Raw genomic sequence first — 20,138 nt, 5'->3', positions numbered from 1 at the left:
ATGTGGACTGGCTGGCGTGCGCGAATTTGCCAACGATGTCGCGCTCGACTCAAGGCAAGAACCGTATGAGGTAATTCTTCACGTACGGGTCTGTGCGGGGGGTGGCCCGCAAGGGCCATCCCTACCGCGTCAACCTTTTTTGTCCGACGAGACCTCCTTTCTTGGGCGGCCGCGAGGGCGAATGGTCGATTCCAGGCCAAGCCGACGGATCGTGCGCTCATTCCAGGATTCGCTTCCGTAGGGGCTTCCACGCTCCACGCTGCGGCGAATCGCGGCCAATTCGGCCTCGCTCTGAGGCGCATTCACGTGTTCCGCCCAGCCGGCTTTGCGCGGAAGAGGCCAAGAGGCAAGGACCGGCTTGTCGTCGGCCGCGCCGTGCAGCCAGCGATAGAGGCTGCACCACGGCCACTCCTCCGCGCGACGCACGAGGTTCGCCCGCGCGGCGTTCCGCTCCACGTACCGCGCCACCGCGTAGAAATGGTCGTCCTCCTCAACGGGGAACGACTTGAACCTGCCTTGATAGACGTGCCCGTTGCCGACATCATGCCGATGCGCATGCCACCGCTGCGTGTGGGTCAAGCTGAGCCAGCCGACAAACCGCGACAGTTCGCCGTTCGTCCGTGGCCAGACCAGCAAGTGCCAGTGGTTCGGCAGCAGGCAATAGGCCAGCAGCCGCGTGTCGCTCCGCTCGACCGCCTCGGCCAAAACCTTCTCGAAGGCGTCGAAGTCGCCCTTGTCGTCGAAGACGGTCATGCGCGCGTTGCCGCGGTTCAGCACGTGGTAAACGACCCCGCCTTCGCTAGCTCGGTGTGGCCTTCCCATAGCTGATAGCATAATCCAGGAGGGCCGCTTGCGTCAAGAAAAAGGTTCCTGACACCTTTTCTGGTCCAAGATGTCGGCAATTCAGGTCGATCGTCGCGACCGCGTCTTGCTGCTTGCCCCGTGAGTCATTAGACCGCAGTGGGGCGCCGCGGTCCAAGAGGGAGCTGCCAAAGGGGGGTGGCCGCGGTTGCCGCTGGCCGGTCGCGCACGTCGACTGAGCGCATGATGCCGAAAACTCTCCGCAGAACAGCACGCCGCGCTCAGCGGCCATATCGGCCCATTGCCGATCGAAGACGACCAAACGCAACGCGTTTTCTTCCTGCTCGATCAGGCCCTGCGCGACCAACGGTCCAGCGGGAGGCGGACCGTGCGGCGGTCCGTGACGGAATCGCCGATATGGAGGCCGGCCGCGTGATGACGCTGGAACAACTCGACGCCCGGATCCGCGCGAAGCTGGGCCGCAAAGATTCCTGAGCGTTGCGGCTTCGCGGCGGAATCGCCCGATTTTCCTTGCGTCAGAGGCAACCAGTCATTTCAGCAACTCCCCGCGGTCACGGCCAGCGGCGATGCGCCGCTGACTTTGATCATCACACCAAAGCCGGCTGTTCGACGTTATGCCGGATGAGCTGCATTTCGTGAAATCGGAGTGTCACGATTTGGCCGTTGCTGAGCAGGACTTCGTGTTGTTGTACGCCGCCTTCGTCGACGTCGAACTCATCATACAGCCAGTGGACCTGCTCTTTCGAAAAAGGCCAGTTTCGTTCGACCGGCCGCGTCAGGGGCTGTTCGGCGAGCAAATAGACGAGAAAGACGCGCGACGTGTTCTGACGAGTCAGCAGGACCGCGAGCGGCTTGCCCGCGTCGGGCGTCGGCAGCACCGCCATGCCGAGATATTCGGCGTCGTGCAGGCAAAGACTTTCAGCCAGATTCCGCACGTTGGCGGTCATGCTAGGGCCGATTTCTTTGATGTGTTGTCGGTACGAGTCAATGGCCGCTTCCCAATCGTCGTGGGCTTCCACGACTTCTTCGCGACCGGGCGAGCGGAACCTCAGGTAAAGTTCGGGGGTGAAGTATTTCATGACGTCTTCGGCTTCTTCGACTTGCGTTTGGCCGTCTCATAAAACGTGTGGCCCTGCCGCATACCGCGCGGGTCGGGCTGAAAGTGCGGCAAGGCGCCCGGCCCCATCGCGGAATGCGGTGGGCATGGTTTGCAGTTGCCGTTTGCGGCCGTCTCGATCTTTTCGGCCAGGTCGTAGTTGTCGGCAAGGTTCTGCCCGCACACGACCACATCGTGGTCCGACTGACGTTCCATGACGGCCTCGGCTTCCGTAATCTGCCGTCCTCGAACAACGTCGCCGCCCGTTCCAAAGGTCGCCGTATAGATCTTTGGCGGGGCGGTCGGCTTGCCAGACATGATCGCGTCGCTCAGTGTGTTTCCCCACCAATGCTATCAGGCCGCAGCGTGCGGTCAATTGGCTTAGGGCGGCAATACCGATGGCCTTGAGCTCCGCAATATCCACCTGCGCTGCTTTAAAAGTGTTCACCCATTATCGCCTATCGGCGGGCGAATCCGCGTGCCGATCCGCCGATCACAATGCGTTCGCCGCGCGATCGAGTCGCGCCAGACTCCGCTGTTTTCCCAGCAGCGCCAAGCAGTCGTACAATCCCGGCCCGACCGCCTTGCCCGTCACGGCCACGCGGACCGCGTGAATCACCGCGCCGATCTTGATCTGCTCGCTCTCGAGAAAATCATGCATCGCCCCCTCCAGCGTCTCGACGTCGAAGGTGTCGAGCGCGGCCAGCCGGTCACGAAATCGCCGCAGACGATCGCCCACCTCCGGCTTGCGCAGGTGCTTCTCGGTCGCGTCGGGATCGAACGCATAGCCGTCGTCTGGCAAGAAAAAGAAATCGGCGTAGGCCAGAATGTCGCCGACCACCTTCAGCCGGTCGCCCGTCGCCGCCACAATCTTGGCCGGCAGCTCGCGGGCCTGTGGGTCGTCGGCCGTGGCGATCAGCTTTGCCCGGACCAAAAACGGCATCATCCGCTCGACCTTCTCGTCGACTGAAAGCTGCTGCATGTAGTGGTCCTGAAAGGCCCACAGCTTCTTGGGATCGAAACTGGCCGGCGATTTGGTCACCCGCTCAAGTGAGAAGTTGTCGATCATCTGCTGCCGCGTGAAGAACTCGGTGCGGTCGTCGAGCGACCAGCCCAGCAACATCAGATAATTGATGATCGCGTCGGGCAAATAGCCGACCTGCTCGTAAAAATCCACGATCACCGGGTTGAACGTGTCGGCCGTGGTCGAGAGGCCGAGGGCTTTGGCGATCGACAGACCGTGCTCGTGTACCAGGGCAAAGTCGCGGTTCTTCAGATACTTGTCGAGCTTCCGCTTGCTGAGCTTGTTCTTGCTGCCCGGCTCGGCGACGTAAGGCAAGTGAGCATATTCGGGCAACGGATAGCCCAGCGACTGGGCGATGAACACCTGCCGCGGCGTGTTCGAGAGATGCTCTTCCGCCCGGATGACATGGGTGATCTGAAAATCGAAATCGTCCACGACGCTGGCCAGATGGTAGAGGCAGGTGCCGTCGGCCCGTTGCACCACGTGGTCTTGCTCGCGGGCCCAATCGAACTCGACGTCGCCGCGAATATGGTCGCGGACCAGCGCCTTCCCGTCGCGCGGCATTTTGAGCCGCACCACTCCCTGGCGTCCCTCGCTCTCGAAGGCTTTGGCCTGATTCTCGCTTTCGGCCATCCAGCGGCGGCTGTAAAGGAACGGCCGCTTCTCGCGCTCCGCCTGCTCGCGCTCGGCCTTCAGCTCGTCGGGCGTGGCATAATCGCGATAAGCGAACCCGCCGGCCAGCAGCTTTTGCACGGCGTCTTGATAGCGAGGCAGCCGCTGCGACTGAGAGTAGGGTGCAAAGGGGCCGCCGACCTCGGGGCCTTCGTCCCACTCGATGCCCAGCCAGCGAAAGCCGTGCAGGATGGGCGCCAGGGCGGCCTCGACGTTCCGCTGCTGGTCGGTGTCGTCGATGCGCAGCAGGAATTGCCCGCCGTGCCGCCGGCTGAACAGCCAGTTGAACAAGGCCGTGCGGACACCGCCGATATGAAGATAGCCTGTCGGGCTGGGAGCAAATCGCGTGCGGACCATAGAGCGTAGAATAGCGGCCCGGACGGCGCGCGGTAAGGTGGCCGGGCTAGCGGGCCTTGATTTCCGCCAGGATGGCGGTGTAGCCGGCGTCGTCGGCCAGCAACGAAAGCTCGGGGTCGGTCTCGACGACCACCGCGTCGCGGTAGCCGCCCTGGGTCGCTTGGCGAAGCGCCTCGACGGCGCGGTTTCGATAAGCCGCCTGTTCGCCGGGCTCGCTGGTCTCCGCGGCGCAAACGGCCCAGGTGCGGGCCGCCTGCAACAGCAGGCCGACGTGGCCGGGCGATTGGTCGACCACCTCCTGCGCCAGCTTCGCCGCCTCGGCGCGCTGGCCGCAGTGGGCCAGCGCCAGCGCGCGGGCCATCCGCCACGATTGGTTCTTGGGCTCGACCGCCAGCAACTCGTCTCGCAACTTTCGGGCATCGTCGAAGTGCCGCCGCGCTTCATCGGCCTGGCCGAGCCGCAGCGACAACAAAGCTTGCCGCTCGTAGGTCCGCGCCAACAGCGGCTGCTCGGCGACGTTGTCGGGGTTGCGGGCCAGAAACGCGTCGATGAACTTGCGCGATTCTTCGGCGGCGGCGCGCGCTTCGTCGACCAGTCCCAGGCGCAATTTGGCGTCGCAATCTTCCCCATACACCTCCGCCAGGTCTCGCAGGAAGCCGAATTTGTTGGGGAAACGTTGGCTCAAGTCGTGACAGATATCGAGCGCCTTGCGGAAATGGTCCCGCGTCGCCTCAACGTCGCCCAAGTGCCAGTGGACGACGCCCAGCCAGAGATGGGCTTCCGACAGGTAGCTCAGCGCCTCGATGCTGTTCGGCTCGAGTTTCAGCCAGGCCTCGCGGTGTGCCAGCGCCGCTTGAAAGGATTTCCGCGCTTCGTCGGGCCGGCCCAGGCGCAGGCTGGCCATTCCGGCGTGCAACTCGTAAAAGGCGAGCAGCCGGCGGTGGTCTTTCTCGGTCTGTTCGGCGCTGTTTTGAGGCTGATCGGCGATCGCTTGCTGGAGGTCGCGGGCCTCAATAAAATAGTCATGTGCGGTCTGGGCGTCGCCGTTGACATCGAGGCACATTTTGCCCATCTGCATGAGCATCAAGGCCAGGTTGGTGCGGGCCAGGTCGTTTTTGGGATCGCTTTCCACGACCTGCTTGACGAGTCGATAGCCGTAGCGGTACTGGGCCAGCGCCTGCTCGCCGTGGCCGAGCTTGTACAATAGCTCGCCCAGCCGATTGCAGGTGGCGACCATTCCAAAATCGCTGATGTGGCCCTCCTCGATCTCCTTCGAGAGGTTGCCGACCGCCTGGCTGACCATGCCCAGCAATTCCTCCTGCAACTGCCGCAAGTCGGGCCGGTCGGCCAGGGTGCGGCTGTCTTGTAAACGCTGTTCCAACTGGGCGCCCAGTTCGATCAGCAAGTCGGCCGCGCGCTCGTGCTGTTTCTTGGCCGCCTTGAGGTTCGCCACGGCCTGGTTGGCGTTCTCTACGGCCACCGCGGCGTTGCGCTTGGCCTCGGCTTGCTTGGCTTGCGCAACGTGCAGGTTCGTTTCGGCCTCGCTCCATCCTTGCTTGGCGTCGTCGAGCGCGTTGGCGATCAACACGTTTTTCTCTTTGAACTTGAAGGCCACGGCCGAGGCGCTGGCCGCCCAAACCAGCACCAGCACGGCCACCACGCCGCTCAACGCCGCCACGCGCGGGTTGCGCTTGCACCAGCGCCAGGCGCGTTCGGCCTTCGACACCGGCCGCGCCAGGACCGGCTCGCCGGCGAGAAAACGCCGCAGGTCTTCGGCCAGGTCGTCGACGCGGGCATAGCGCTTGGCCGGATCTTTGCGCAGGCACTTGAGGCAGATCGTTTCCAGGTCGCGCGGCAGCTTGGGATCGAGCTGCGACGGCGCGACCGGCTCTTTGGCGACCACCTGCTGCAAGGTGTCGAGCACGCTGGCGCCGCGCAGCGGCACGCGGCCGGCCAGCATCTCGTAGAGCATCGCCCCCAGGGCGTAAATGTCGGCCGCGGGACCGACTTCGCGGATGCGGCCCGACGCCTGCTCCGGCGACATGTAATGGGGCGTGCCCACGACCGCGCCCGAGCGCGTTTGGCCCCCTTCGTCTTCCAACCGCTTGGCCAAACCGAAGTCGGTGATCTTGAGCGTGCCATCGTGGCCGACCAGGATGTTCGCCGGCTTGAGATCGCGGTGTATGATGCCCCGCGCATGGGCGACGGCCATGGCCTGGGCCAGCACGCGGATGGTTTCGGCGGCCTGCCGCGGCGTTTGCGGCTTGCCTTCCAGTTGGTTCGACAGGCTCTTTCCGTCGACAAACTCCAGCGAGAAAAACGGCCGTCCGTCGTCGTCGCCGATCTCATAGACCTGCACGATGTTGGGATGCTGCAGGTGTGCGACGGCTTCGGCCTCGCTGCGAAAGCGGGCCAGGTCGTCGGCGTCGGCATGGCTGCCGGCCAGAATCATTTTCAGCGCCACCAATCGCTTCAAGCCGGGCTGCCGGGCCTTGTAGACCACGCCCATGCCGCCGCGCCCCAAGACGCCCAGAATCTCGTAGCCGGCCACCGCTTTCGGCAGCCGCACCGGCGCCCCTCGTTTGTCGACGATTACGGGTGTATCGTCGCCGAGAAAGGCACGCGTCTCGGCGTTCGCCTCGCGCAGCGCGGAAAGCTCACCGGGCTGATACGATGCGGTGGCGTCCGCGGCCTGCTCGCTCGCCGCGTTCTCGGACATTTTCCCTTGAGATTCCGGATCGAGCCCCAGCGTCTCCGCCGCTTTGTCACGCCGCACATGGTCGACGCTGGCGTCGGGGGCAAAGTTGATGGTCGCGCCGCCCTGGCCAACGCGCTGGCGAAAAACAGAGTCGAGCGACTCCAGATCGTGGCGAAACTCGACGCTGGCCGGTCCGTCGAACGCGGAAAGCAGGACGTCGATGCTCGGCGGGTCGCCGCCGCCTTGCAGCGCCTGTTGCCAGGCTTCAATAAATCGTTGCCGCGACTGCGCCTCGCGCGCTCTCGGCGAACCGTCCATCGTTTGTTCGGCCGGTTCGATCATGGCAGTTCTCCAGGCAGGCCACGCCCCGCTTTTGGACCAGCTAACTATTATCCACAAGCCGGGACTTAATTCAAGCACCCGCTCGATCTACGTAGCGCGGCCGAGAATGAGACGTTTTGCCGCGAGCAAACGCGGTGGCTGGGGCAGAGCTTGGCCAGATAGCGGCTGGCGCCTTCAACAGCGTGACGGCCAAGCGATGCCCCGGTGCGTCCAACCGGGGCATCGCCTGGCCGCCGAGATGAACGGAGTGCCAGCCTCCACCGGGCCAGGCTCTGCCCCAGCCACCGCCGATGTCTCATTCTCGGCCGCGTGAAGTTTAGCGCCCGCGGCGCGCGTGGGTGGCTTCTTCATAGAGATCGAGCATTTTCGGCAGGCATACGTCGAGGCTGTAACGCTCGCGGACCATGTTGACGCCGGCCGCTCCCAGGTGCCTGTAATCGTGCGGCGCATCGAGCACGGCTTCGGCGGCGTCGGCCAGACCCTCGATGTCGAAGAAATCGGCGAGCAGGCCGTTTTGCCCGTGCTGGATCATTTCGCGCACGGGCGGGGTGTCGGAGGCGAGCACGGTGGCGCCGCAGGCCAGCGCGTCCATCAACGACCAGGAAAGCACGAAGGGCACCGTCAGGTAGATGTGCAAATCGCTGACGGCGAAAAGCTGGGCCAGGGCCGGCGTGGGCATCAAACCGGCGAAAATAAACCGCGACAGGTCGTACTCGTCGCGGGCCAGCACCCACTGCTTGAAGGTCTGCCCGCCGGTAAACTCCAAGTCGCCGCCGTAGCAAACGCGGTCTTCTCCCACCACCACGAAGATCACGTCGTTGCGCCGCTGGCAGAGCAGCTTGGCCGTCTTCATAAAGATGTCGAATCCCCGGATGCTCTCCATGCCGCGCGACACGTAGGTCACAATCCGCACGTCGTCGGCCATCGTCCGATCGCCCACGCGCCGCGGCACGCCCGTCAGCGGCCGCCAGAGGTGGGTGTCGATGCCGTCGAAAATGACCCGCACCTTCGACCGGAAGGTGTTGGGCAACAAGCTCCGCTGCCAGCGCGTGGGGCTGTAGCCGGCGTCGCAATCTTCCAGATCGAGCAGCAGCCCGGCGTTGCGGGCACGCGCCCGCAGGTGATTGATGGCCGGATAAGGGAAATCGGGCCGATAATCCATGTCGGTGCCGCGCGTGTGATAGTAGTATTCGAAGTAGTTGACGATGGGGCAGTCGTAGAGCTCGCGCAGAAAAACGGTGTGCAAGAAGCCTGAGTGGCCCACGACCAGGTCGGGCTTGATGTCGTCGCGCGCGTGAAGTGCCTCATAGACGGCGTGGGAGTGCCAGACGGCGTTTTCGAACGTACGGCTGCAGAAATGGGTCTGCTGGGTCGCGCCGCCGCGAACGGCATATTGCACGCGCTCGATGCCGCCATCGTTTCCCGGCGGCTGTTGCGAAACGAACGTGCAGCGAAACCCCTTCTGTTGCACCAGGTAGGCCGCGATGTGGCCGAACTGGGCCGGAAAGTTTTGATGGACGAAGAGGACGTGCATCGGGGAGGGTTCAGGGTTCAGGGTTCAGGAGGGATGAGGGATGAGGGATGAGGGAAAGTTGCGGCGTGTCGCGAACGTTGAATGTACAATAGGTCGCGGCCACCTGGAAATCTATCCCGCAGGCTCATTGCTCGCGGAACGCCACAGAGGGCGCTCCCTACAGAACCTGACGCCTGAACCCTGAACCCTGAACCCTGAACCCTGAACCCCGAACCCTGAACCCTGAACCCTTCTTCCGTGGCCGATCCCTTCCAAACTGCCTGGCAGGCCCATCAAGCGGGCGAGTTCGCGCAAGCCGAAGAGGGCTACCGCCGCATTTTGCAACGCGAGCCGCGCAACGCCCGGGTCTGGTTCGTGTTGGGCAACCTCTGCCAGGCGCAGCAACGCACGAGCGAAGCGCTGGCCTGTTTCCAGCAAGCGGCCGAACTCGAGCCGCGCGAGCCCGAGGGCCATTTTCACGTGGCCAACGCCCTGCTCAAGTTGGAGAAATGGGGCCAGGCCGAAGCCGCATATCGCCAATGCTTGGCCCTGCGGCCGGACCATCTAGAGGCCCTCGTCAACCTCGGCTTCACCTTGAGCGAACTGCAAAAATACGACGAGGCCGAAACCTGCTATCGCCGCGCCCTGGCGATCAAGCCCGACGTACCCGAGATACACCAGAACTTGGGCAATGTGCTGCGCGACCGTGGGCAGCTCGACGAAGCGGTTGTGTGTTACCAGCGGGCACTCGAGCTGCGGCCCGACTATGCGAAGGCCCACGTCAATTGGGGCGTCGCGCTGATCGCCCTCGGCCAGCCGGAGGCCGCCATCGAGCGGCTGCAACGGGGCGTCGAGCTGCAGCCGGATTTCGCCGAAGCGTTCAACAGCCTGGGGGCGGCGGTGTCGGTGCTGCGGCGCTTTGACGAGGCCCACGCTCACTATGCCCGCGCCATCGAGCTCATGCCCGATCTGGTCGATGCCCATTGGAACCGCTCGCTGTTGTGGCTTTTGCAGGGCGATTTCGAGCGCGGCTGGCCGGCCTTCGAGTGGCGCTGGCTCGGCAAGCGCACCGAGCCGAGGCCGTCGTACAGCGAGCCGGTCTGGGACGGCTCGCCCTTGGAGGGCCGCACGATTCTGCTTTACAGCGAGCAAGGCCTGGGCGACACGCTCCACTTCGTCCGCTATGCGCGGACCGTCAAAGCCTGCGGCGGCCGCGTCATCGTGGCCTGCCAGAAGCCGCTGTTGCCCATCTTGGCGAGTTGTCCGGGCATTGACCAGCTCGTCGCTCAAGGCGAAACACCCCCCAAGTTCGACGTGCAAGCCGCACTGATGGCTCTGCCGCTCATACTCGGCACTCGCGCCCACAACATTCCCGGCCACGTGCCCTATCTGGCGGCCGACCCGCAATTGGTCGAGCATTGGCGGCGGCAACTCGCGCCGCTGGTGGGTTTTCGCGTGGGCATTGCCTGGCAGGGGAACACTCGGCATCCCTGGGACCGACACCGCTCGGCGGCGCTCGAACACTTCGAGTCGCTGGCCCGCGTGCCAGGCGTGCAACTCATCAGCCTGCAGAAGGGCGTCGGAGCGGAGAAAATTCAAAGTCCGAAGTCCAAAGTCCAAAGTCCAGACTCAGCACCGTTCGACGTCGTCTCGCTCGGCGGTTGGCTGGACGAGCTATCGGGGCCGTTCATGGACACGGCGGCCATCATCGCCAATCTCGACTTGGTGGTGGCGGTCGACACCGCGGTCGGGCATCTCGCCGGCGCGCTGGCCGCGCCCACCTGGTTGGCCTTGAACTATTCGGCCGATTGGCGCTGGCTGCTCGACCGCGGCGATTCGCCCTGGTATCCGACGGTGCGGCTCTTCCGCCAGGAGCGGCCGGGCGATTGGCCGGGCGTGTTTCGCCAAATGGCCGACGAGCTCGCCAGGCTCGTGGCTGAATCTCCGCGGCGGCCGATTCTCATCGAGATCGACCGGCCAGAGCTGGCCGAGCGGATTGCCCGGCTCCAGCGTGAGCTGCCGCTGGCGGAGCCGGCGCGCGTGCATCGCCTGGCCGCCGAACTGACGCGGCTGCGCGCCCAGGCGGCCGCCATTGCCAGCGGAGCGCTAAAGTGAAGATGCTCTTGGCGATTCCCCAGAATACCGGAGGCGGGACTTGAACCCGCACGTCCTTGCGGACACTGGATTTTGAGTCCAGCGCGTCTGCCATTCCGCCACTCCGGCAAAAGTGTTACGCCACACCAGTTTGCGAAAGATCGCGGCGGGCGTCAATGGTGCGTTTGGCGAGCGCGCTACCCCGTCAATCGCCCCGTGAAGCGGCAGCCGGCGAGGTATTGCACGCGTGGGCCGACGCGCACCTCCGAAACGTGGACCACACGCGCCGTGACATAAATCAGCACCGGAGCACGACCCAACTCGACGGCGTAGTCTTCCTGCTCGGGCGGAGCGTCGCAAACAAACGAAAAACCGCCGGGCGACAGATCCTGGCAGCGCACCTCTTTGAACTCCGACAAGGGCGGCACCTGCTCGCCGATCAACGGGGCAATCCGCTGCACGCAACGGTAGGCGTTGCGGTCGCCGCCCCGACGGTCGCTGTGCAGCTCTCGGGCAATCAAGCGGTGGACCTCCTTATAGAAGGCCACATCTTCGTGCCGTGGTCGCGTAATTGCCATGTCGCAAAAAGTTGCCGATGTTGCCCTGCTCGGGCGCAGCCGACCGCCAAGCCGCGCCAAGGGGACGCAATACTTTCATAGGTTACGACGAAGCCGGCCGCAAACCGCCCGGAGCCGATCGTACCGCTAAGTTCGGCACCACCGGCATAAGCGAACTTGACCTGACCGGCCAAAGCGAGCTATAAGGTCCCTCGCGAAAAACCAGCGCCAGGAACCGGGCACGGATGCTCACCCGACCTCATTTTCAGCAGTCCACGCGTGCCACGGGGGTGCTCGCCCAGGCCCGCCCGCACACGCCGTCGGACATCGTCTGCGTCGACCTCGACGGCACGCTGATTCGGAACGATACCCTGTGGGAATCGTTGCTGCTGTCGGCCAAGCGGGCGAAGCCGCTCATCGCCGCCCTGCGGCCGCACCAATGGGTCAAAAACCTGCTGCTCCTCTTGCCGCTTTTCTTGGCGCATCAGTGGACCGAGGTCGGCAAATTGGGCCTGGCCCTGCTCGGTATGGCGGCCTTTTCGGCGGCCGCATCGGCCATCTACATCGTCAACGACCTGCTCGACATCGAAGCGGACCGCCGGCATCCGACCAAACGCCGACGCCCGTTCGCCGCCGGCGAACTGTCCGTGCCCGCCGGGCTTGGTCTGGCCGGTTGCTCCGCGGCGGTCGCATTCGCGCTGTCGCTGGCTTGGCTCGCCGCGGCATTCACTACCTGGCTGGCGATCTATCTGGCCACGACCACGGCCTATTCGCTGTGGCTCAAAAAACACATCGTGATCGACGTGATTGTGTTGGCCGGGCTGTATACGCTGCGAATCGCGGCGGGCGCGGCGGCCGTGAGCGTGCCGGTTTCGCCCTGGCTGCTGGCCTTCGCCCTGTTCTTCTTTCTGAGCCTGGCGCTGGGCAAGCGTTATATCGAGCTGCGGCTTTCGGCGCACACGTCCGGCGATGCGCTGCCCGGCCGCGGTTATTGCGCCGACGACGCGCAATTGCTGGAGCAGATCGGCCCCACCAGCGGTTATTTGGCCGTACTCGTGTTTTGCCTGTATATCGACAGCAGCGCCGTCGACCGGCTCTATCGGCACCGCGAATTGCTGTGGCTGGTGTGCCCGCTGTTGCTTTACTGGATCACGCGGTTCTGGCTGTTGGCGCGGCGGCGACAGGTCGAATACGATCCCGTGGCCTTCGCCTTGAAAGACCACACCAGCCTGGCCGTGATCGCCGCCACCGCGGCCACCGTGTTCCTGGCGGCGAACTGATGCAAACCCACCGGCTGTTGAGGCGAATCGGGCGATGAAGGTCGTGATCTTAGCGGGCGGTTATGGCACGCGGTTGGCCGAAGAAACGGCCCTGCGGCCCAAGCCGATGGTCGAGATCGGCGGCCAGCCGATCCTGTGGCACATTATGAGCATCTATGCCCGCCACGGCTTTAACGACTTCCTCATCGCCTGCGGCTACAAGGGCGAAGTCATCAAAGAGTATTTTCATAACTATCGCATCCGCCACAACGACTGGACCATCGAACTGGCCGAAGGCACCGTGCGCACGGTGCTGTCGCACGTTTGCGACTGGCGGGTGGGACTGGTCGATACGGGACTGAACACCGCCACCGGCGGGCGGATCAAGCGGCTCGAAGCCTGGCTCGACGGCCAGCCGTTCATGGTCACCTACGGCGACGGAGTGGCCGACGTCGATGTCGGCGCCCTGGCGGAGTTCCACCGCGCCCACGGGCGGCTGGCGACCGTCACCGCCGTCCGCCCCCCGGCAAGGTTCGGGTCATTGGAATTCGACGGCGACGCCGTGTCGCAGTTTTCGGAAAAGCCCCAAGCGGGCGAAGGTTGGATCAACGGCGGCTTTTTCGTTTTCCAGCCCCAAGTGCTCGATTATCTCGCCGGCGACCACGAACCGCTGGAACGCGGCCCGCTGGAACGGCTGTCGGCGGAGCGGCAATTGATGGCCTTCCGCCATCGCGGATTTTGGCAACCGATGGATACGCTGCGCGACAAGCAGTATCTGGAGTCGCTCTGGGAAAGTGGCAAGGCAAGCTGGAAGCCCAAGGAGGAAACGCGTGTCATTGGCGACGTTCTACCGGCGAAAGAAAGTCTTCCTTACCGGCCACACGGGCTTCAAGGGAGCCTGGCTGGCGACCTGGCTGAAGACGCTGGGGGCGAACGTCAGCGGCTTCGCGCTAGCGCCTGAGCCTGGCCGGCCAAGCTTGTTCGAGGCGGCCCGCGTCGATCGGGGCATGGAGTCGGTTTTCGGCGACGTGCGCGATGCGCCGGCGATGACGGCCGCGCTCGCCGCGCTGCAGCCGGAGATCGTCTTTCATTTGGCCGCACAGCCCCTGGTGCGCCGCTCCTACGCTTCGCCCCTCGAGACCCTGCACGTCAACGCTTTGGGAACGGCACACCTGCTCGAGGCCGTCCGGCAGACTCCCTCGGTGCGGGCGGTAGTGATCGTCACCAGCGATAAATGTTACGAGAACCGCGAATGGCCCTGGGGTTATCGCGAAGACGAGCCGCTGGGCGGCCGCGATCCGTATAGTTGCAGCAAGGCCTGCGCGGAACTGATCGCGGCCGCCTATCGGCAATCGTACTTCTCGGCGCCGGACGCGCCCAAGCTGGCCACGGTCCGGGCAGGCAACGTCTTTGGCGGCGGCGACTGGTCCGAAGACCGGCTGGTGCCCGACATTCTGCGGGCGCTGCTCGACGGCCGCCAGGTCGTGCTTCGCAATCCGCATGCGGTCCGCCCCTGGCAGCACGTGTTGGAGCCACTCGACGGCTATCTGCAAGTTGCCGAGCGACTATGCGTCGTCGGCGAGGCGTTCTGTGGGGCCTGGAACTTTGGTCCGGGCGACGACGACGTGATCTCGGTCCGGGATCTGACCGAGCGGCTGGTCAAACATTGGGGTGGCGGCCAGATCTCTCTTGAACCGCCCGCCAACGCTCCGCACGAGGCGCACACGTTGCGGTTGGATTCGAGCAAGGCGCGTCAGCGGCTGGGCTGGCGACCGCAACTTTCGCTCGACGAGGGACTAAAGTGGACCATCGCCTGGACGCGGGCCTGGGCACAAGCGGCCGACGCGGGCGAGACGGTGCTGAAGCAACAAATCGAAAACTACCAGGAACGGTCCTTTGCGGTCCGTCGCGCCGCATGAGCCATCCACCCGACCAGCTTCGCGAAGCCATTCTCGATCTCGTGCGGCAGTATTACCACGCCCACTGGCCGCGGCGCGGCTTCCGGGCGGGAAAAGACGCCGTGCCGGTGAGCGGCAAAGTGTTCGACGAGCACGATCTCGTCAACCTGGTCGATTCGTCACTCGATTTCTGGCTGACCACGGGCCGATTTGCCGAGCGGTTCGAGCGCGATTTCGCCCGCTTCTGCGGCGTCCGCCACGCCCTGCTCACGAACTCGGGTTCGAGCGCGAACCTGTTGGCCGTGTCGGCGCTCACTTCGCCGCGGCTGGGCGAGCGTCGTCTGAAGCCCGGCGACGAAGTGCTCACCGTGGCGGCGGGCTTTCCCACGACCGTCAACCCGATTTTGCAGAACGGTTTGATTCCTGTGTTCCTCGATATTTCTTTGCCGACGTACAACGTGGCCGTCGAGCAGTTGCCCGGCGCCGTCAGCGAGCGCACCAAGGCGGTGATTCTGGCCCACACGCTGGGCAATCCGTTCGATCTCGACGCGGTGATGCGCGTCGTCGAAGATGCGAACCTATGGTTGATCGAAGACATGTGCGACGCCGTGGGTGGCGAATATCGCGGCCGCCCATTGGGCACCTTCGGCCACCTGGCAACCACCAGCTTTTATCCGGCGCATCACATCACGATGGGTGAAGGCGGCGCCGTGCTGACCAACAGCCCGCTGTTGAAGAAGCTGGTCGAGTCGTACCGCGACTGGGGACGCGACTGCTGGTGTCCGCCCGGCAAAGACAACACCTGCGGCCGGCGGTTCGAGTGGCAGCTTGGCGAGCTGCCCGACGGCTACGACCACAAATACACCTATAGCCACATCGGCTACAACCTGAAGGTCACCGATATGCAGGCGGCGGTCGGCCTGAGCCAGTTGGAGAAGCTGCCGGAGTTCATCGCCGCGCGGCGGCGGAACTTTGCCCGGCTGCGCGAAGGCCTGCGCGATGTCGAGCATCAGCTTGTGTTGCCCGAAGCAACGCCGGGCAGCGACCCCTCGTGGTTCGGGTTTCCGATCACGGTCCGCGACGACGCGCCGCTTTCGCGGCCGGCGTTGGTGCGAGCATTGGAAGCGCGGGGCATCGCCACGCGGCAACTCTTTGCCGGCAATCTGCTGCGGCAGCCGGCTTACACGCAGATCGAGCACCGCCTGGCCGGACCTCTCACGCAAACCGACCGCGTCATGAACCAGACGTTTTGGATCGGAGTTTTTCCCGGCCTGACGGAAGAGATGCTCTCGTATATGGTGACGAGCATCAAGCAGATTCTCAATCAGGCCCAAGACGAGAGAGCCGCCGCCTGATATCTTCCGACAATCAGAGCCTCCTCGACCGATCGCAAGCCGCGGCAAACGCGCGGCGATGGCCCGCGTCGCAGTTCCCAGACTCTACCAAATTGTCAAAGAGCTCGTGCGGTAAGACCGTTTCAGACGGAGCGGTCTACGCAAGATCAGGCTGCTGCTGCCGGCGGCGGTCACGGACCGCCAGACCGTTCAGCACGCTTCGCGCAGGGCATCGACCACCACTTCGTACACGTTTGGCGGTTTGTCGGGTCTGGCGCTTCCCGCTCCCTCCGGGAGCGGGTGAGGGTGAGTGGACATCGAAGGCGCGCAACTCGCCGCCTCCAATTCCTCACGTTCCATCGAAGACGCGCAACTCGTCGCCTCCAATTTCTCGCTCCCTCTCTCCGTCGCTCCGTCTCTCCCTCTCTCCGTCGCTCCCTCCGCGACCACCCTGAACTCCAGCGGCCGGGCCCTGAGCATGCTTCCAGGGCCGGCGGCTTCCGGCGGCACCCAGCGCATTTCCCAGCCTCCGTTGAAGCCGGTCTTATGCGAGTGGATTCCCAATTCGGCCGCGGCACGCAGCAGGGTGCCCTTGGAAAAGCCGTCCTTGACGCCCTCCTTATACAAGTCGTCGGAAGGCATGGGCCCGGCGGCGAGCGCTTCTTTGATCCAGGCGATCGCCGCATTCCGCACGCGGCGGCGGTCGCTGTTATGCGCGCTGGGCAGCAGCGCCTCGGCCAGTTCCGGCGCGGGATCCTCGGTATGCCAGCGGATGCGCCCATCCAACAGCTCGAACGAGCGTCCCAGCACATCTGCATCGGCCGCCAGGTTGTTCTTGACCGGCAAAAACCACCGCCGGGCGCTTTGACGGTACGCTCGGTCGCCTTCTTCCAATTTGCAATTTGCATTTTGCATTTCGCAATTTGAAATTTCCCGGTCCTTGACCACCGTCCACACCACGCTGGCCGCCTGCGACAGCCGGCTGAGCTGCCGCGTGGTGATGCGTCCCTCGACGCTCAACTGCATCCGCACCAGCACGACGATCGCCAGGCGCAGCGAGCGGGCCAGCTCATTCAGCCGCTGGATCACGCGGGCCAGGGCGGCGCTCGACAGCATGTTACCGGGCTTGCCAAACCAGCCGTCGACATCATCGATCACCAGCAGCCGGGCGGCCCGAGGTGATGGAAGGTCATCACGGTCGAGGTTGATCTGGGCCGGCAGGATGCCGCTCTTTGGGTCGCCCGCCCCCTCGAGCGTGTGGTAGAGAATCGCCATCCGCTCGTCGAGGATGTCGTCGCTCGGTTTCCGCCGCCGATCGTAAAACCCGGTGGGTTCGAGCGTGGCCAGGGCCACGCGTCGGGCGTCGCCTTCGGCCTGATCGAACCGCCAGCGCAACAGCTCCGGCCGCTCATAGCCGGCGGTGGCCAGCACCACGCGATGTTCCAGCTCACGGGCGACATCGGCGGCGATTTGGCAGCCGATGAAGGTTTTGCCCGCTCCCGGTTCGCCGGCCACGACGGTGACCGCCTCGTCGGCGATCACATTTTCCACCAGCCAGCTTGGCGGCCGGCCGCGGACTCGGCTAAGCGCTTCGACCGTCACGCCGCTTTCGGCTAAGGCCGCATCGTGCTCTTCGTCTCCGGCGATCCACTTCGGATCGCCAACTTTTTTGTCGCGATAATATCCCATAGATGCCTCGGGGGTTGGGAATTGGGGGTTTCGGGAACGGTTCGTATCTTCCCGCGTTGTACGGACAAAGTGGCTTGGGATGTGTTCGCGACAAACCGGCTGAACCGCGATATTCGACGTAACTCACTAATCAGCAAGTGGTTGCGTCGTTTTTGCGTGTTTGCGCGGCGTCGCGGGAAACGCGGCGGTGGCGCCGCCTCGCGACGAGGTTACACCGGGATTCGGGCTTTTTTCGCACCCGCGACGCCTTGCCAACCTGCCCGGCATCGCCCCATATTCGACGAATGGTGAAACATGGCCAAACAGTGAAACGGACCGCTTTCCGGCAACACTTCGCCAGAAACCGGATTGCGTGCCATCGCTTCAAGGAGGCTGTGCCGGCCGCCTGAGTCGGTTGAGCCACGGATGAAACGCGGATCAAACGCGGATGAATTCCGAAGGCATCCGTGTTCGGTTCGTGTTTCATCCGTGGCGCAGGAAGTTCCCCGCGTACACCGTCATTCTGGCGCGCCGCTGGCTTGCGCTGCTTCGCGTCACGCACGCTCCCCACAACCCCGACCCGCTCGCAATTCCTCGTCTTTGTCTCAAGGGTGTTCAATAGTTATGCACGTATAATCTGCTCATGCGCACAAATTAGGCAGGCGAGCCGGACTCCGATTCAATGAGGTGCTGGACGAGCAAAAACGCCGTGTTTCATCGGCTGGCGCAAATTTGCGCCCGCCGTGCGCCGTCGGCCGGCGCTGGACCGCCGCGCGACGCGGCTGCTCAATAATTAGGCACTAACGCCTCAGCAACTCGAAGCGGTGACGGCAGGCGGCGACGCCCCGCCGACTTTGATCGATCCCCGGATGCAAACCTCCTGCGTTCTGGTCCGCAAACCCTCTCTCTCAGCCGCCACTGACGCGGTTGGCCGCAGCCTGGCGAACCACGGGGGCCGTCGAATTCGAAGAGATCGTTTTTTGGATCGCTCCCCTGCCACCGCCGCCCTGGGACAACTTTCAGCGGCAGACCGGCGGCGAGCGCGTCGAATCGGGGAACGTGGATGGCCGATTTAGAACTCGTTGCATGCACGCCAGCAGCGGTCGATCAATTGGATTTACCGCGACTCAGAATAGCGACGGCTGCTCGCGCGGTGTCGGAATGCCTGCCGCTATTCTGGCCAGCCGCGGGATTGCCTTGGCTGCCAGGTCAAAATACTCGCGGTGCCGCTCAATGCCGATGCTCGATAGGCCAAGAGCTTCGGCTGCCGCGACCGTGGAGCCGGACCCCATGAACGGGTCAACAACGATGCCCTCGCCAAGCGGCAGTGACGCGTACACGACTTGCCGCAAGAACGATTGCGGCTTCAGGCTGGGATGGTTCGCGATCGCTCGCTCGGCACGCGGCGTCCGCTCGCTGCGAATACAATCTTCGAACGGCCGATCATCGGGCGTTCGGCGGAGGGCGCCGGTCTGGAACCGCCGAAGGCATTCCGCGACGGTGATCTTGTCGGGCATGGGCTTGCGGAATATGCCCCACGGCTCATAGCATCCCTTGGGCATGGAAGAGACACCCGGAAACTCGGCTTCCGCGTTCTTCGGGCGATCGCCCCCGCGGAGTGTGCGCACGAGCCGAATGACTTGCCCGCGGAATTCCAGCCCACCTTCGACCAGCGCATCGTACAGCAATTGGGCGATAAAGGCGTTGGTCGCGATGAAAACATGGCCGCCGGGCCTCAAGGCATAGAGCGTCGATCGCGACCACTCCGCGAAGAAGGTTCGCACGGCTTCGCGTTCGCTGCGATCGAGGGCCGTGAAGCGTGGCAACGGTGCCCGCACGTGCCCGTCAAACGAGGGCGGAATGCGCCAAATGCCGCCCCGACCGACCTTGCGCTTGGCAAGCTGGTCGGCCTCGTATTCCTTCACGCCATAAGGCGGGTCGGTCACGATTGCGTGAACCGTGTCTTCTGGAACGCCGGCGAGCCATGCGAGGCAATCGGCGTACACGAGAAGCGACTTGCCAACGGGCGCCGATTCAAAACCGCAGGCGAGCGACTGACCGTTTTGGTTCGACAAGGCAAAGTTCCTCCCAAGCAGCCACCAACCGCGCATGATAAGGCGGCCGGCGGGCAGGTGGCTAGTCTACAACATCTGCCTCCACGAAGACGGTGCCGTTTCGCTTGAATCGCTGGCGGCCTCCATTGCGGCGATCACTCGACCCAGCCCTGCGCCGGCACGCCGGTTCGCGGCGAGAGTTCAGAAACCAGGCACGTCGAACCTGTAATCCCCTGCTGCCACCCGATAAAATGGCCTTGTCACGGAGCACATGCAAAGCATCGACGCGAGCCGGCAATGGACCTCGACATGCAAAAGGAGCAGTTTAGCCGCGCCTACGTGCAGGCCGTCTCGGCCTGCGCGGGCTTTGCCTGGAGCATGCCGAGTGTGGATGACGACAGCGTCGATATGGTCTTGCACCAAACGGGCGGAGGAGGAACGGTCCGCTCACCGAGCGAAGGAGAAGCTCTGTGAACGTCGAAATTCGAGATGCCGAGGCCGTACGGGCCATTCGGCCGGTGGATGCGGCACTTTATCTCCGGACCCGGAAAAGGGGATAAGTCCCGTTTAATAATGGGAATCGCGGTAGGGATGGCCCTTGCGGGCCACCCCCGCACAGACCCGTACGTGAAGAATTACCTCATACGGTTCTTGCCTTAAGTCGGGCGCGAAATCGTGACAACTTCGCGCACGCCGGCCAGTCCACATGACTTGCCTTGTCCGGCACGGAGTCCGGGGCAAGTTAGCCTG

Annotated in this window: 16 protein-coding genes and 1 tRNA gene; 6 read left to right on the top strand and 11 right to left on the bottom strand. The window is 64.1% G+C overall.

The features are described 5' to 3' along the window. Window positions 1–129: 129 nt before the first annotated feature. From VNH11_29125 to VNH11_29095, 7 genes are all read right to left on the bottom strand, one after another. Window positions 130–822 (bottom strand): transposase, encoded by a 693-nt coding sequence (locus tag VNH11_29125; protein HVA50446.1) that lies wholly within the window; start codon window positions 820–822, stop codon window positions 130–132. A 327-nt stretch (window positions 823–1,149) separates the two neighbouring features. Beyond that, window positions 1,150–1,347 carry a hypothetical protein gene (locus VNH11_29120; protein HVA50445.1) on the bottom strand — a complete coding sequence of 66 codons (198 nt, stop codon included), beginning with the start codon at window positions 1,345–1,347 and terminating at the stop codon, window positions 1,150–1,152. Between the two features lie 62 nt (window positions 1,348–1,409). Beyond that, entirely contained in the window at window positions 1,410–1,901 is a 492-nt protein-coding gene (locus tag VNH11_29115; protein ID HVA50444.1) for a hypothetical protein, read from the bottom strand. Continuing rightward, complete coding sequence (locus VNH11_29110; GenBank protein HVA50443.1) at window positions 1,898–2,236, bottom strand: hypothetical protein; 339 nt, start codon at window positions 2,234–2,236, stop codon at window positions 1,898–1,900. The genes VNH11_29115 and VNH11_29110 overlap by 4 nt, the downstream gene beginning before the upstream one ends. 175 nt (window positions 2,237–2,411) lie before the next feature. Continuing rightward, complete coding sequence (gltX, locus tag VNH11_29105) at window positions 2,412–3,971, bottom strand: glutamate--tRNA ligase (protein HVA50442.1); 1,560 nt, start codon at window positions 3,969–3,971, stop codon at window positions 2,412–2,414. Window positions 3,972–4,017: 46 nt separating this feature from the next. Beyond that, complete coding sequence (locus tag VNH11_29100) at window positions 4,018–7,011, bottom strand: protein kinase (protein HVA50441.1); 2,994 nt, start codon at window positions 7,009–7,011, stop codon at window positions 4,018–4,020. 316 nt (window positions 7,012–7,327) lie between these two features. Beyond that, complete coding sequence (locus VNH11_29095) at window positions 7,328–8,545, bottom strand: glycosyltransferase (GenBank protein HVA50440.1); 1,218 nt, start codon at window positions 8,543–8,545, stop codon at window positions 7,328–7,330. Window positions 8,546–8,782: 237 nt separating this feature from the next. On the opposite strand from VNH11_29095, the gene VNH11_29090 reads away from it, so the two are divergent. Next, entirely contained in the window at window positions 8,783–10,639 is a 1,857-nt protein-coding gene (locus tag VNH11_29090) for a tetratricopeptide repeat protein (protein HVA50439.1), read from the top strand. Window positions 10,640–10,664: 25 nt separating this feature from the next. Here VNH11_29090 and VNH11_29085 read toward each other — a convergent pair. Together VNH11_29085 and VNH11_29080 are read right to left on the bottom strand one after the other, a co-directional pair. Beyond that, window positions 10,665–10,747 (bottom strand) — tRNA-Leu (locus VNH11_29085). Window positions 10,748–10,815: 68 nt separating this feature from the next. After that, a complete protein-coding gene (locus VNH11_29080) occupies window positions 10,816–11,196 on the bottom strand; it encodes a PilZ domain-containing protein (protein HVA50438.1) in 381 nt (126 codons plus the stop codon). Between the two features lie 224 nt (window positions 11,197–11,420). Here VNH11_29080 and VNH11_29075 point away from each other — a divergent pair, with 224 nt between their 5' ends. The 4 genes from VNH11_29075 to rfbH are packed head-to-tail and all read left to right on the top strand — an operon-like array spanning window position 11,421 to window position 15,687. Then, window positions 11,421–12,455: a UbiA family prenyltransferase gene (locus tag VNH11_29075; GenBank protein HVA50437.1), complete on the top strand. Its 1,035-nt coding sequence runs from the start codon at window positions 11,421–11,423 to the stop codon at window positions 12,453–12,455. A 34-nt stretch (window positions 12,456–12,489) separates the two neighbouring features. Continuing rightward, window positions 12,490–13,395 (top strand): glucose-1-phosphate cytidylyltransferase, encoded by a 906-nt coding sequence (rfbF, locus tag VNH11_29070; GenBank protein ID HVA50436.1) that lies wholly within the window; start codon window positions 12,490–12,492, stop codon window positions 13,393–13,395. Further along, window positions 13,337–14,353 (top strand): CDP-glucose 4,6-dehydratase, encoded by a 1,017-nt coding sequence (gene rfbG, locus VNH11_29065; GenBank protein HVA50435.1) that lies wholly within the window; start codon window positions 13,337–13,339, stop codon window positions 14,351–14,353. The genes rfbF and rfbG overlap by 59 nt, the downstream gene beginning before the upstream one ends. Next, entirely contained in the window at window positions 14,350–15,687 is a 1,338-nt protein-coding gene (gene rfbH, locus VNH11_29060) for a lipopolysaccharide biosynthesis protein RfbH (GenBank protein HVA50434.1), read from the top strand. Before rfbG ends, rfbH begins: the two co-directional genes overlap by 4 nt. 189 nt (window positions 15,688–15,876) lie before the next feature. Here rfbH and VNH11_29055 read toward each other — a convergent pair whose 3' ends face one another. Next, a complete protein-coding gene (locus VNH11_29055) occupies window positions 15,877–17,355 on the bottom strand; it encodes an AAA family ATPase (protein HVA50433.1) in 1,479 nt (492 codons plus the stop codon). 1,106 nt (window positions 17,356–18,461) lie between these two features. Further along, window positions 18,462–19,409 carry a DNA methyltransferase gene (locus tag VNH11_29050; protein ID HVA50432.1) on the bottom strand — a complete coding sequence of 316 codons (948 nt, stop codon included), beginning with the start codon at window positions 19,407–19,409 and terminating at the stop codon, window positions 18,462–18,464. 276 nt (window positions 19,410–19,685) lie between these two features. Between VNH11_29050 and VNH11_29045 the strand changes: the two genes are divergently transcribed. Beyond that, window positions 19,686–19,862 (top strand): hypothetical protein, encoded by a 177-nt coding sequence (locus tag VNH11_29045; protein HVA50431.1) that lies wholly within the window; start codon window positions 19,686–19,688, stop codon window positions 19,860–19,862. Window positions 19,863–20,138 lie beyond the last annotated feature (276 nt).

The sequence above is a fragment of the Pirellulales bacterium genome, from assembly GCA_035533075.1.
GTDB lineage: Bacteria > Planctomycetota > Planctomycetia > Pirellulales > JAICIG01 > DASSFG01.
The sequence above is the reverse complement of the archived record's forward strand: the minus strand, read 5'-3'. Positions and strand labels throughout refer to the sequence as shown.

Bases quoted from the DNA above. Each gene is read 5' to 3' on its own strand.
- VNH11_29125 (HVA50446.1), bottom strand. From the start codon at position 822: ATGGGAAGGCCACACCGAGCTAGCGAAGGCGGGGTCGTTTACCACGTG.
- VNH11_29115 (HVA50444.1), bottom strand. From the start codon at position 1,901: ATGAAATACTTCACCCCCGAACTTTACCTGAGGTTCCGCTCGCCCGGT.
- VNH11_29110 (HVA50443.1), bottom strand. From the start codon at position 2,236: ATGTCTGGCAAGCCGACCGCCCCGCCAAAGATCTATACGGCGACCTTT.
- gltX (HVA50442.1), bottom strand. From the start codon at position 3,971: ATGGTCCGCACGCGATTTGCTCCCAGCCCGACAGGCTATCTTCATATC.
- VNH11_29100 (HVA50441.1), bottom strand. From the start codon at position 7,011: ATGATCGAACCGGCCGAACAAACGATGGACGGTTCGCCGAGAGCGCGC.
- VNH11_29095 (HVA50440.1), bottom strand. From the start codon at position 8,545: ATGCACGTCCTCTTCGTCCATCAAAACTTTCCGGCCCAGTTCGGCCAC.
- VNH11_29080 (HVA50438.1), bottom strand. From the start codon at position 11,196: ATGGCAATTACGCGACCACGGCACGAAGATGTGGCCTTCTATAAGGAG.
- VNH11_29075 (HVA50437.1), top strand. From the start codon at position 11,421: ATGCTCACCCGACCTCATTTTCAGCAGTCCACGCGTGCCACGGGGGTG.
- rfbF (HVA50436.1), top strand. From the start codon at position 12,490: ATGAAGGTCGTGATCTTAGCGGGCGGTTATGGCACGCGGTTGGCCGAA.
- rfbH (HVA50434.1), top strand. From the start codon at position 14,350: ATGAGCCATCCACCCGACCAGCTTCGCGAAGCCATTCTCGATCTCGTG.
- VNH11_29055 (HVA50433.1), bottom strand. From the start codon at position 17,355: ATGGGATATTATCGCGACAAAAAAGTTGGCGATCCGAAGTGGATCGCC.
- VNH11_29045 (HVA50431.1), top strand. From the start codon at position 19,686: ATGGACCTCGACATGCAAAAGGAGCAGTTTAGCCGCGCCTACGTGCAG.